The sequence below is a fragment of the Corynebacterium qintianiae genome (genome assembly GCF_011038645.2).
Classification (GTDB): domain Bacteria; phylum Actinomycetota; class Actinomycetes; order Mycobacteriales; family Mycobacteriaceae; genus Corynebacterium; species Corynebacterium qintianiae.
In genome coordinates, this window is sequence record NZ_CP064955.1 from 977,427 (window position 1) to 989,587 (window position 12,161).

Below are 12,161 nucleotides of genomic sequence, written 5' to 3' on the forward strand. Positions count from 1 at the left end.
CGTGATTCGCGTAGCAGTAATTTACGGTGGCCGTTCCACCGAACATTCCATCTCCTGCATTTCCGCCGGGGCAATCATGGCGCAACTGCCGAAGGACATCTACGAGGTCGTCCCCGTCGGCATCACGCGCGACGGCACGTGGGTCTCCGGCACCCTAGACCCGGTCGGCGGTGCGACGCTTCCGGAGGTGCCGGGAGGCCGCGAGGTCGTGCTGTCAGCGAACCCGGCGCGGCGCGGAACCTTGTCGGACGTGAAAACCGGCGACGTCGTCGCCCAGGTCGACGTCGCTTTCCCGGTGCTGCACGGCAAGTTCGGCGAGGACGGCACAATCCAGGGGTTCTTCGAGCTCTCCGGTCTGCCCTACGTCGGCCCGGGCGTGTTGGCGTCGGCGTGCGCGATGGACAAGGAGTACACCAAGTTGATCGTCTCGTCGGCGGGTATCGCCGTCACCGACGAAGTGATTCTCCGCCAGGGTGAAACGCTTGGCGACGCCCAGAAACAGCGCCTCGGTCTTCCAGTCTTTGTTAAGCCCGCAAGCGGCGGATCGTCGATCGGCGTGTCCAAGGTCAGCGACTGGGGTGAGCTCGATGAGGCCGTTGCGCTGGCGCGCGAGTCCGACGGCAAGGTCATCGTAGAGGCGGAGCTCGTCGGCGACGAGGTCGAGGTCGGCGTGCTCGAATACCCGGACGGCCGCCGCGAAGCATCGCTACCCGCCAAGCTCAACGGCACGGGTGACAGCGAGGAGGGCTTCTACGGCTTCGAGACGAAGTACCTCGACGACGGCGTCACCGCCACTATCCCGGCACCGTACGGCGAAGCGCAAACGGAACAGCTCCGCGCGCTCGCGATTACGGCGTTCAACGCGCTGGGATGCCGCGGCCTGTCGCGGGTGGATTTCTTCCTCACCGAGCGCGGCCCTGTACTCAACGAGGTCAACACCATGCCGGGGTTCACATCCATCTCGATGTACCCTCAGGTGTGGCAGGCTTCCGGTGTTTCTTACCCGGAGCTTCTGGACACCCTTATTCAGACTGCGCTTGCCGCGCCGGCAGGCTCGCCTCGATAGCCTCCGACAGCGCGGTCACCGCGGCGTTTCCTTCGCCCTGGGGCAGGTGTGCGGCGACGACCGCGTCGCGCCCGAGGGCGAACCACGTCGACGCGCCGGGACTGGGGGAGAGCTGGGTGTCCTCGAACCAGGTCACCCCGTTGATCTGGTAAAGCTGCAGACCCGGCTGGTAGTTCTCCGGGTGGGCGACGTTGCACCTGACCACGATCGGTTCCTTGCCCTCGGCCTGCCACACGATGGCGCCTTCCTCGGAGGAGACGCGGTTGTATCCCTCGGCGATGGAGTCGGGCAGAGCCTCCTGGAGATCACCGCAGTAGGTCCCGTCGGCGGCAGGACCAGCGGCGAGCTGCGACAGGGGTGCGGGTGCAGGGTCGTGCTCGGAACGCGGCAGTGCTCCGGCGTTGAGCTGCGCTACAGGGTCTCCGCCCACAGCTTGCCGGTCCGCAGTCACGGCAAGCACGGGGGAGCGGTCTGTGGTGTACCAGGTGCTCAGGTCCGAACCGGTGACGGGATCGTCGATACGCATCCACTGCGCTCCGCCCGCCTCGAACGTGGGGGTGTACTCGTTGTATTGCAGCGGCATGTCAACGCCGCAGCGCAGCGTGATGCGCTCGTGTGACGACGACTGCCACGCCGCCGCCCCGGCAGGCGCGGGCTCTGCCAGTCTGGCGCGGCGGTGGCCGAGGATTTCGTCGGGCAGGGCGTCGATAAGCGAGGTGCACTCCGGGGAACCCGCCGCGGGCGAGGGCAGCTCGGGCATGGACACCGGCTGGAGCGCGACCCGGTTGAAGTAGACTTTGGCACCGGCGAGGACTCCCACGATCAGCGCGGCCGCGAGGACGAGGCTGACCACCACAAACGTTTTGTTGACCGGGATGGAGGGATCCTTGCTCATGATCAAGCAGTCTAACGAAAGGCCCACGTCACCCGTGATTCACACAGGTTTTCCGGCAGAGGGGCCGACCTTGGGCGAGGTGGGCGAGCACGAGGTCATCCGCGCAATTGTCGACGCCGCCCCCTCGACCTTCAACGGCGATGACGCGGCTGTGCTCACCCCGGCGGTGCCGAATTCGCGGGTCGTGGTCACCACCGACATGCTGGTGGAAGGTCGCCACTTCACGTCTGATCTGACCACGCCTTTCGACGTGGGGCGCAAGGCCGTGGTCCAGAACTTCGCCGACATTGAGGCCATGGGTGCGCGCCCGATCGCGGCAGTGCTGGCGTTCTCCGCGCCGCCGGAGCTGCCCCTCGACGTGGTGCGGCAATTGGCTGCCGGAATCCAGTCGAAGGTGTCGGAGTACTCCTCGGAGCTCGTCGGCGGCGACGTCACAAGTGGCCCGGGCCTGGTGCTGTCGATCTCGGCGGTCGGCTCGCTCGGGGGCAGCCTCCCCGCCCTCGAGCTGCGGCGCGCGAAACCGGGGCAGCGTGTCGTGGCCCACGGGCGGATCGGTTACTCCGCAGCGGGACTGGCGCTTCTGCAGTCGGGTCGAGACATCCCGGAGAAGTTGCACCCGCTCGCCCACGCCTACCAGACGCCGGATGTGACGCCCGGCCGGGGAATGATCGCGCGCGCCGCGGGGGCGACGGCGATGACGGACAACTCGGACGGCCTCATCCACGACATCGGCACCGTGGCGTCGCGCTCGAACGTGTTGATCGACCTTGATGCCGCCGCACTCGCGCCCGACGAGCTGCAGGTCGCGGCGGGTGAGCTCCTGGGGGTTGACCCGTGGCAGTGGGTGCTCTCTGGGGGCGAGGACCACACCCTGTTGGGAACCATCGAAGGCTCGGCGCCAGTGGGTTTCCGCACGATCGGTAGCGTCCGCAAAGGCGCCGGAGTGTTGGTCGGCGGTCAAGCCCCCGCCTACACCGGGGGATGGGAGAGCTTTTCGTGATTGCCGATCACCCCCTGCCCGTCCACGAATCGTGGCAGGAGCCGCTGGAGCCCGTTGCCGAGCGCATCCACGCCATGGGCGACTTTCTGCGGGCCGAGCGCGAGTACCTCCCGCGCGGCAACGACATCCTGCGCGCTTTCGCCGACCCCTTCGATGAGGTGCGCGTGCTCATCCTCGGCCAGGACCCGTACCCCACGCCGGGCCACCCCATGGGCCTGAGTTTTTCTACCCAGCCGGGGGTCGCCCCGCCGCGCTCCCTGGTCAACATCTACAGGGAGCTCAACGATGACCTGGGCGTGCCGCCCCGGCGGGACGGCGACCTCAGCAGCTGGGCGGCGCAGGGAATCCTGCTGCTCAACAGGGTGCTCACGGTCCGGCCGGGCCAACCCGCGTCGCACCGCGGCAAAGGATGGGAGGCCGTGACAGAGACGGCGATCAGGGCGCTGGCCGCCCGCGAGGCACCGCTAGTTGCCATCCTGTGGGGCCGCGACGCGCAGACCGCCGCGGCATTCCTCGGCGACACTCCGCGCATCGAGTCCGCACACCCGTCGCCGCTGTCCGCCAGCCGCGGTTTCTTCGGGTCGCGGCCGTTCTCGCGCGCCAACGAGCTTCTGGCGCAGCAGGGTGACAGCGGTGTCGACTGGGCGTTGTAAACTCGGTTGCCATGGTTAACCCACCCTTGTTCGACGGCGCCCGGCTCCTGTCCTGGGCGCAGCGCTCAGCGGCAGAGCTCGAACGGCGCAGGGTGGAGATCAACCGGCTCAACGTGTTTCCGGTCCCGGATTCGGACACCGGATCCAACATGGCGCACACCATGGCCGCGGCCGTTTCCGAGGCCGCGAAGCTCGAGCCGGGGGCCTCGGCGCGCGACGTGGCCGAGGCGCTGGCGGTGGGCAGCATGCGCGGGGCTCGGGGCAACTCCGGGGTCGTGCTCTCCCAGGTAATCCGCGGCGTTGCCCAGTCAGCGGGCGACGGGGCGTTGTCCGGCCACGTCGTAGCGCAGGCGCTGAGCGCGGGGGTGCAGTTCGTCGACAGGGCCATCGCGGACCCAGTCGAAGGCACGGTGGTGACGGTGCTGCGCGCAGCCGCTGAGGCGGCGACCGCTGCGCAGGACGGCACCCTTGAGGACGTTGTACTGGCCGCCCGCGATGCGGCCCGCGATGCGCTCGCCGACACCCCGTCGCAGCTCGCGGCCTTGCGCGAAGCAGGTGTGGTCGACGCTGGCGGCACCGGTCTCGTGATCCTGCTCGAACAGCTCGCCAACGAGGTGACCGGAGTCGAGGGCGAGGACTACGTGCCCTTGGTCGACGCCCCTGGTGGGAAGGCCCACCTAGAGATCATGTTCATCTTCCGCGGCCCCCTCGACGCGCTGGAGAGGAAGTTGCTCGAGCTCGGGGGCGACAGCCTGGTCATCGCCCGCGCCGGGGGCGCCGAGGGTGACGAGGAGAGTATGGGCAAGGTGCACGTCCACTCCTACAACGCCGGGGAGCTCATTGAGGCCGCGTTTGCGCTAGGCAGCGTCAGCGAACTGCGCCTCGAAATTCTTCCGACCGACGTGGGTGCGGGCAGTCCCGAACGCCTGATCGTGGCGGTCACGCCTCCCGGTTCGCTCACCGAGCTGTACTCCACTGCGGGCGCGGTTACCGTCGCGCCGGGCGGCAATCCCGACGTCACCGGTGAAAGGCTCCTCGAGGTAATCCGCGAGTCGCACGCCAGTGAGGTGATCCTCCTACCCAACGGGTTGATGGGCAACACCAGCCTGGTCGACGTCGAAAAGGCCGCGCGCGCACTAGAGCAGACGCTAACGGTGCTGCCCACCGTGCGGCTGGTTTCGGGCATCGCCGCCCTGGCGGTGTACGACGCCACCCAGCCGCTGGCCACCGTCGCCTTCACCATGTCGGAGGCCGCAGGTGAGATGCGCACTGCCGTAATTCAGCGGGTCAAAGGTCAGGTAACGGTCACCGCCTACGGTGAAACCTCATCCTTCCAAGGTGAGCCCCACGATGCCGTGGCGACAGCCTGCGCGCGCCTGTTGGAGCACGGCGGCGAGCTCGTCTCCGTACTGTTCGACCCACTGGAGATCCCCGAGCTCGACAGCGACACCCTCACAGAGAAGCTGGGCGCCGAGGTTCACGTCTACCCGGCCGACGGCCTGGGTGCGGTGGCGGAGATCGGGGTGGAGTAGCACCGTGCTGGGGACCATCGATTCGCGCCCGCTCAACGTTGTCATCCCCCTTAAGCAGGCCCGCGCCCTGCACAAGCACCTCGGCATGGAAACGTGCGGCGACCTGCTGCGCCACTACCCGCGCAAGTACCTGCACTATGGTTCGGGCAGTGCGCTCGAGGGCACCCGCGAGGGTGACACCGTCAGTGTGATCGGCCACGTTGTGAACGCGCAGCGCATCCCTCGCGGCGGTAAACCGATCTACAAAATCACCGTCAACGACGGCCACCACGCTATCGGGGCGACGTTCTTCGGCTCCCAGTACGCGATGCGCGTGCTCACCGAGGGAAAGCGAGTGATGCTGACAGGGAAGCTCAGCTACTACCGGCAGACCCCGCAGCTCCAGCATCCGGATTTCGTGCTTCTCGACGGACCCACCCAGGCCACCGGGGCACTCAAACAGCTCTCGCACTTCGGTGACTTGGAGGAGATCCTTTCCGGTCGCGAGTGGCTGCCCCTGTACCCGGCGTCGTCGAAGGTGAGCACGTGGACGATTATGGGCGCGGTTCATGCTGTTCTGGCGACTCTGCCAAAGGTGGAAGAACCGCTGGGCTTCACGCCTATCGGGTACAAGTCCCTGGACAGGGCGATCCGCGGCATCCACGAACCCGGGCCCGCGGGACCCGACGCCGCGCGCAAACGTCTAAAGTACGAGGAGGCCAGCGGCATCGCGCTGGTCATGGCCGTGCGCCGCGCCGAGCGCGCCACCGAGGGAGCGGCCGCGCTCCCGCACGTGCGCGGCGGTGACATGGACAAACTCGTCAGACACCTGCCGTTCCCCCTGACGGACGGGCAGAAGTTCGTCCTCGGGGAAATCACCTCCGACATGGAGCGCCAGCGCCCGATGAGCCGCCTGCTGCAGGGTGAGGTGGGTTCCGGCAAGACGATCGTGAGTCTGCTGGCCATGCTGCAGGCCGTTGACAACGGCGCACAGTGCGCCCTGCTCGCGCCTACGGAGGTGCTCACGCTGCAGCACGCGCGCTCCCTGCAGGAGACGACGATGCGCGCCGGGCTGCCCACCCGCGTGGTTGCCCTGACCGGTTCCATGAGCGCGGCGCGCCGCCAGGATGCGTTGCTGAAGATCGTCTCGGGCGAGGCCGATATCGTCGTGGGCACCCACGCGCTTATCCAGGAGGGCGTGGAGTTCTTCCGCCTCGGCCTTGTGGTGGTCGATGAACAGCACCGTTTCGGCGTGGAGCAGCGCGACGCCCTGCGCGCGAAGTCGGGGGAAAATCCGCCCCATCTTCTGGTGATGACGGCCACGCCGATCCCGCGCACCATGGCGATCACGGTGTTCGGTGACTTGGAGATCTCGACGTTGCGCGAACTGCCGGGCGGGCGCAAACCGATCCTGTCGTCACTGGTCCCCGAGTTCAAGCCGAACTGGGTCATGAGAGCGTGGGAGAAGATCCGCGAAGAGGCCGCCGCAGGCCATCAGGCTTATATCGTGTGCCCGCGTATCGACGGCGACGGCGGTGTCCTCGACACCGCCGAGGTGCTGGCCGCGACCCAGTTCGATGGCCTCAGCGTCGGTGTGCTCCACGGCCGGATGAAAGGGGAGGAGAAGGACGCGGTGATGGGGGACTTCGCCGCGGGTGGGACCGACGTGCTCGTCGCCACGACTGTCATCGAGGTCGGCGTTGACGTGCCCAACGCGACTGTGATGATGGTGCGCGAGTCGGAGCATTTCGGGGTAAGCCAGCTCCACCAGTTACGGGGGCGCGTGGGCCGCGGCGGCAACGCTTCCTTGTGCCTGTTCCACACGCTCGCTGAAGAGGGGACATCGGCGTTCGAGCGGGTCCGCCAGGTAGCCGCGACGTCGGATGGCTTCGCGCTCGCCGAGCTAGACCTGCGCAGCCGCCAGGAGGGCGACATCCTGGGGGTGAATCAGTCCGGCAGCAAGCGCACGCTGCGTCTGATCAATTTGGTCGACGACTACGACATTGTTCGCCGTGCTTACGACGACGCCGAGATTTTTGTCGAGCAGCATCCCGAGCTTGCCCGCCGCGCCAAGGATGCGCTTTTGTCCACCGTGCCGGAGGAGTGGGAGTACATAGACAAGAGCTGACAGAGTTAGAGTGTGACGTATGAACCGCATCATTTCCGGCGAGGCCCGCGGCCGCAAGATCAAGGTCCCGCCAGAGGGGACGCGCCCGACATCCGACCGGGCGAGGGAAGGGTTGTTCTCCTCGCTGCAGGTCCGCTTCGGGTTCGTCGGCCAGACGGTTCTCGACCTCTTCGCGGGTTCCGGCGCCCTGGGTTTGGAGGCGGCGTCGCGCGGCGCGGCGGAGGTTGTGCTCGTCGAGAACGACCCGCGTGCCGTGCAAGTCATTGAGTTCAACGCGGGAGTAGTCGGCCACCCGAAGGTGAGCATCGAGCCGGTCAAGGTCTCCACCTACCTCGCCCGGGCGCCGAAAAACTATTTTTCGATGGTGCTCGCTGACCCGCCCTACGCGCTCGCGGACGAATCCGTCGCGGACATGCTCGCAGCACTAGAGCCCGCGCTCGTCAGCGGCGCGGCGGTCGTCGTCGAGCGCCACCGCGACAGTCCCGAAACCGCCTGGCCCGACGCGTTCACCCCGACGACGCAGAAGCTGAAGAAGCGGCTCTACGGCATCGCCCGCATGGACATGGCCGTCTACGAAAGGAATGTGACATGACCACCGCAGTATGCCCCGGCTCCTTCGACCCGGTCACCAACGGCCACCTCGATATTTTCGCCCGCGCCGCGAAACACTTCGACGAAGTCGTCGTTCTCGTCACCGGCAACCCGACCAAGACCTCGGGGTTGTTTACCGTGCACGAGCGCGTGGAGCTCATCGAGCAAGTGCTTGGCGACGTCCCGAACATCCGCGTCGACTTCTGGGGCGGCCTGCTGGTGGATTACACCACCGCCCACCACATCACGGCGCTGGTGAAGGGTTTGCGCTCGTCGCTTGATTACGAGTATGAACTCCCGATGGCGCAGATGAACCGCCGGCTCTCCGGGGTGGACACATACTTTCTTCTCACCGACGAGAAGTTCGGTTACACCTCCTCGTCGCTGTGCAAGGAGGTGGTGAAGTACGGCGGCGATGTGACTGGCCTCGTGCCCGACCTCGTCCTGGAAGCCATGAAGGAAAAATACAGGTGACCGCCGCGGCGATCGGACTGTTCCTGGCGATCCTCGTCGGTTCCTGCCTGCAGCGGATCTCGGGCATGGGAGTGGGGCTCATTGCGGCCCCAATTTTGTCGTTGCTGATCGGCCCGGTGGAGGGTGTGCTCGTGGTCAACGTATTGGCCACCGCTAATGCGGCTCTGACAACGCTTACCGTGCGCGATCGCGTTGACTGGAGCAAGTTCGCGTCTATCGCCCCCTACCTAGTCCTGGGGGCAGTGCCCGGGGCGTTCCTCATCCGCGCCGTATCGACGGATGTGCTCCTCGTCATCGTCGGCGTGATCCTCCTCATCGCGTTGAGCGTGGTCACGCTGGGCAAGCGCTTTGTCCCGGTCGTCGAGGGCCGCGTGCCCGCGGCCGTATCCGGTGTGATCGGCGGCTTCATGAACACCCTGGCCGGTGTCGCAGGACCCGCTATCACCGTGTACTCGCAGGCGGCGCGCTGGGATCAGCGGACCTACGCCGCCACTCTGCAGCCGATTTTCATGGTGGGCGGTGCCGTGTCTTTCGCCATGAAGGAGCTGACCGGCGCCGCTGACCTCGCCGCGGTCGACCCTGTCCTGTGGGTCTCCGGCGGCATCGCCATGGCGGGCGGGATCTTCCTCGGTGTGAGAATCTCCCCCCACGTGCCCAGCGGCAAAGCCCACGCTATCGCGCTGACCCTAGCCGTGCTCGGGGGAGTGACTGCGCTTGTGCGCGGCGGCGCTGGCATGCTCTAGCCACCCGGGCTAGGATCTCCGAAGCGCTAACGCACTTTAAAACAGGGTCGAGAGGAACGACTGAGTACGCTCCTGCTGCGGGTTGTCCAAAACCTGGGCGGGGGCGCCGTACTCGACGATGCGGCCGTCGGCCATGAACGCGACCTTGTCGGCCACCTCGCGGGCGAAGTTCATCTCGTGGGTGACAACGAGCATGGTCATCCCGTCTTCGGCGAGGCGCTTCATCACGCTCAAGACTTCGCCCACTAGTTCGGGGTCGAGCGCGGAAGTGGGCTCGTCGAAAAGCATGAGTTTGGGCTCCATCGCCACCGCCCGCGCGATGGCGACGCGCTGCTGCTGGCCACCCGAGAGCTGGATCGGGTAAGCGCCCGCCTTCGATTCGAGGCCGACCATGGCGAGCAGCTCCATCGCCCGCTCCTTGGCCTTTGCAGCGGGCAAGCCCTTGACGTGGATGGGGGCTTCGATGATGTTCTCCAGCACGGTGCGGTGGCCGAAGAGGTTGAACTGCTGGAACACCATGCCGATGTCGCGGCGTTGGGCGGCCGCGTCTTTTTCGGACATTTCGTGGAGCACACCGTCGCGTTCCCGGTAGCCGATGAGTTCGCCGTCGACGTAAAGGCGGCCCGCGGTGACCTTCTCCAAGTGGTTGACGCAGCGCAGGAACGTGGACTTGCCGGAGCCGGACGGGCCGACGAGGCAGGTCACCGAACCCGGGGCCACATCCAGAGTGATGCCCTTGAGTACGTCGAGGTTGCCGAACGACTTCCAGACGTCAATGGCACGGATCATGGGAGAAGTCATGGTTTAGCGGCCCTTTCGCTCGGTGGCTTCGATGATCTGCACGTTGTGCGGGATGGTTCCTTCGGCGTCGGCGAGGCTGGCCAGTTGACGGGCGGTGAGCTGGCGCGTGGCACCGCGGTCGAAGTACTTCTCCAGGTAGTGCTGGCCGATCATGAGGATCGACGTGATCGCCAGATACCAGGTGGCGGCGACGAGCAACATCGGCACCGGCTCGAAGAGAGCGGCGGCGATGTCCATGGAGCGGCCGTAGAGCTCGAGCGAGTACGGAACGGCGACCACAAGGGATGAGGTTTTGAGCAGGGAGATGAACTCGTTGCCCGTCGGCGGGATGATAATGCGCATCGCCTGCGGCAGCACCGTGCGGCGCATCGTCTGCGTCCAGCTCATGCCGAGCGCCTTCGACGCCTCGACCTGTCCCTCGGGCACAGAAGAGATGCCGGAGCGCACGATCTCGGCCATATACGCCGCCTCGTTGAGTGCCAGCCCCACGACGGCGAGCATGAACGCCGACGACGTGAACGGCTCGAGCGGGACCTGTACAACGCCGAGGTTGATGGTGTCGTAGATCGAACCGATGAGCCCCCAGAAAATCAGCTGGACGTACACCGGGGTCCCGCGGAAGACCCAGAGGAACACCCATGCCACGGCCTTGAAGACGGGGTTGGGCGACATGCGCATCACCGCGAGGATCACGCCGCCGATCACACCCAGCGCCATGGCCAGGATAGTGATGGCGAGGGTGTGAAGCGCGGCGGTGGCGATGCGGGTGTCGAAGAGGTAGCGGAAATACGTGTCCCAGCCGTATGCCTCGTTGCGCGCGGCACCGATGACGAACCAGGCCGCCAGGGCGACGATGACGGCCGCAAGGACCCATCGCCCGGGGTGGCGCAGAGGTGTGGCTTGAATGCGCTCTGGTGTGCTCATTACATATTTCCTTCCACGGGCTGCTCGTTGATCAGCGCTTCTTCCAACAAACCGGACTCGATGTTCCACTGCTTGAGGATGCGCGCGTATTCACCGGTGTTGATCAGGTGCTGCATCGCGGCCGCCATCGCGGGCGCCAGCTCGGAATCCTTGTTCACCGCAAAACCGTAAGGCGCCGCGTCGAACATGTCGCCGACGAGTTCGAGCTCGCCACCGGAGCGTTCCACGGCCCATGCGGTGACGGGGGAGTCGGCGCTAAACGCATCGGCGCGGCCCGTCAGTGCGGCGAGCGCAGCATTGTCGGAGGTGTCGAAGGACAGCACGGTGATGGGTTCTTCACCGCGCTCGACGCATGCGTCGGACTTGGGTCGGACGTCGTCAGTTTCGGACACGGTGGTGCGCTGCACCGACACTGTTAATCCGCACGGGTTCGCTGGATCCACGTCATCGCCAGGTTTCTGCGCCCACTGGATGCCGGCGGAGAGGAAATTGACAAAGTCGTAACTCTCGCGGCGCTCTTGCGTGTCGGTGAACCCGGACATGCCTGCGTCGATGCTGCCGGCCTGCACAGCGGGCAAGATCATGGAGAAATCCATCTCCTGCGGGTCGAACTCGAGGCCCATGACGGAGGCGACGGCGCGGCCGAGGTCGAGTTCGACGCCGATGAGGTTGCCCTCGGAGTTCTTGAACTCGAACGGCGCGAACGGAGGGTTGGTGCCGATGGAGAGTTTTCCGTCCACGGCGGTGCTCTCGGGCACCATTGCGGCGATGTCGGGAACCTCGCCCGGCATGATCGGCTCCCACCCCTCAGGGGTTCCGCCCTCGGTGTTGGTGACGCAGCCGGTCAGTGCCGCAACTGCGGCGAGCCCGCTGATGGTGGCCGCCAGGCGAAGGCCACGCGCGGGAGCCATTATTGCACCAGCCGGAGGCCGCGCATGACGAGCTCGATGGCCTGGCCGATAGCAAGCACGATGAGTCCCCAAATGAAATAGCTACCCGTCAGCTCGCTGGACCCCTGTGCACTGAGAACCACGTCGCCCGAGAACAATTTGGATGACGCGACGATCTCACGGTTGGCGAGGTCGACGGGGTTGAGCGAGTTCGGCAGTGATGATCCGCTGACCCAGGCGTCGAGCACCGGCGTGTCGTTTTCGGAGGAGCCGAGCGCTTTGCCCATCCAGTTACTAGATTGGACGGTCTCCCTCGCTTCCTGGGCGCCTTCGCTTTCGGAGGAGAGGTTCTGGTACGTGTCCGTGCCGAAGCCCTCGACGGAGCTCTCGGCGTTGTCAGATTGGGCGACGGCGGGCACCGCCGTGGCAACAAGGGCGAGGGCGGTTGCTGCTGCGGTTAGGGATTTACGCATGGGTGCATAATA

13 protein-coding genes are annotated in these 12,161 nt (G+C 66.2%); 8 read left to right on the forward strand and 5 right to left on the reverse strand.

Features of this window, described 5'->3' with window-relative positions; genetic code table 11:
- Position 1: 1 nt before the first annotated feature.
- Positions 2-1,066, forward strand: a complete 1,065-nt coding sequence (locus G7Y29_RS04845; RefSeq protein WP_165004704.1) for a D-alanine--D-alanine ligase family protein — start codon at positions 2-4, stop codon at positions 1,064-1,066.
- Here G7Y29_RS04845 and G7Y29_RS04850 read toward each other — a convergent pair.
- On the reverse strand, positions 1,023-1,961 hold the full coding sequence (locus G7Y29_RS04850; protein ID WP_165004706.1) for a DUF3515 domain-containing protein: 939 nt from the start codon (positions 1,959-1,961) through the stop codon (positions 1,023-1,025). The two genes, G7Y29_RS04845 and G7Y29_RS04850, sit on opposite strands and share 44 nt — an antisense overlap.
- Between G7Y29_RS04850 and G7Y29_RS04855 the strand changes: the two genes are divergently transcribed.
- From G7Y29_RS04855 to G7Y29_RS04885, 7 genes are read left to right on the forward strand one after another with little or no spacing between them, the layout of a single operon-like run.
- Positions 1,960-2,961, forward strand: a complete 1,002-nt coding sequence (locus G7Y29_RS04855; RefSeq protein WP_165004708.1) for a thiamine-phosphate kinase — start codon at positions 1,960-1,962, stop codon at positions 2,959-2,961. The two genes, G7Y29_RS04850 and G7Y29_RS04855, sit on opposite strands and share 2 nt — an antisense overlap.
- Positions 2,943-3,614 carry a uracil-DNA glycosylase gene (locus G7Y29_RS04860; protein ID WP_165004710.1) on the forward strand — a complete coding sequence of 224 codons (672 nt, stop codon included), beginning with the start codon at positions 2,943-2,945 and terminating at the stop codon, positions 3,612-3,614. The genes G7Y29_RS04855 and G7Y29_RS04860 overlap by 19 nt, the downstream gene beginning before the upstream one ends.
- A gap of 11 nt (positions 3,615-3,625) precedes the next feature.
- On the forward strand, positions 3,626-5,146 hold the full coding sequence (locus tag G7Y29_RS04865; RefSeq protein ID WP_165004712.1) for a DAK2 domain-containing protein: 1,521 nt from the start codon (positions 3,626-3,628) through the stop codon (positions 5,144-5,146).
- Positions 5,147-5,150: 4 nt separating this feature from the next.
- Complete coding sequence (locus tag G7Y29_RS04870) at positions 5,151-7,253, forward strand: ATP-dependent DNA helicase RecG (protein ID WP_165004714.1); 2,103 nt, start codon at positions 5,151-5,153, stop codon at positions 7,251-7,253.
- A gap of 19 nt (positions 7,254-7,272) precedes the next feature.
- Positions 7,273-7,845 carry an RsmD family RNA methyltransferase gene (locus tag G7Y29_RS04875; RefSeq protein ID WP_165004716.1) on the forward strand — a complete coding sequence of 191 codons (573 nt, stop codon included), beginning with the start codon at positions 7,273-7,275 and terminating at the stop codon, positions 7,843-7,845.
- Positions 7,842-8,318, forward strand: coding sequence for a pantetheine-phosphate adenylyltransferase (coaD, locus tag G7Y29_RS04880; RefSeq protein ID WP_165004718.1), 477 nt, complete (start codon positions 7,842-7,844; stop codon positions 8,316-8,318). Before G7Y29_RS04875 ends, coaD begins: the two co-directional genes overlap by 4 nt.
- The gene (locus G7Y29_RS04885) at positions 8,315-9,061 is read left to right on the forward strand and encodes a sulfite exporter TauE/SafE family protein (protein WP_165004720.1); all 747 of its coding nucleotides are present in this window, start codon (positions 8,315-8,317) and stop codon (positions 9,059-9,061) included. The genes coaD and G7Y29_RS04885 overlap by 4 nt, the downstream gene beginning before the upstream one ends.
- Before the next feature lie 36 nt (positions 9,062-9,097).
- On the opposite strand, the gene G7Y29_RS04890 is transcribed toward G7Y29_RS04885, so the two are convergent.
- The 4 genes from G7Y29_RS04890 to G7Y29_RS04905 are packed head-to-tail and all read right to left on the reverse strand — an operon-like array spanning position 9,098 to position 12,149.
- Positions 9,098-9,862: an amino acid ABC transporter ATP-binding protein gene (locus tag G7Y29_RS04890; RefSeq protein WP_165004722.1), complete on the reverse strand. Its 765-nt coding sequence runs from the start codon at positions 9,860-9,862 to the stop codon at positions 9,098-9,100.
- Between the two features lie 3 nt (positions 9,863-9,865).
- A complete protein-coding gene (locus G7Y29_RS04895) occupies positions 9,866-10,786 on the reverse strand; it encodes an amino acid ABC transporter permease (protein ID WP_165004724.1) in 921 nt (306 codons plus the stop codon).
- Positions 10,786-11,697, reverse strand: a complete 912-nt coding sequence (locus tag G7Y29_RS04900; protein WP_165004726.1) for an ABC transporter substrate-binding protein — start codon at positions 11,695-11,697, stop codon at positions 10,786-10,788. The genes G7Y29_RS04895 and G7Y29_RS04900 overlap by 1 nt, the downstream gene beginning before the upstream one ends.
- The gene (locus tag G7Y29_RS04905) at positions 11,697-12,149 is read right to left on the reverse strand and encodes a hypothetical protein (protein WP_165004728.1); all 453 of its coding nucleotides are present in this window, start codon (positions 12,147-12,149) and stop codon (positions 11,697-11,699) included. The genes G7Y29_RS04900 and G7Y29_RS04905 overlap by 1 nt, the downstream gene beginning before the upstream one ends.
- Positions 12,150-12,161: the final 12 nt, after the last annotated feature.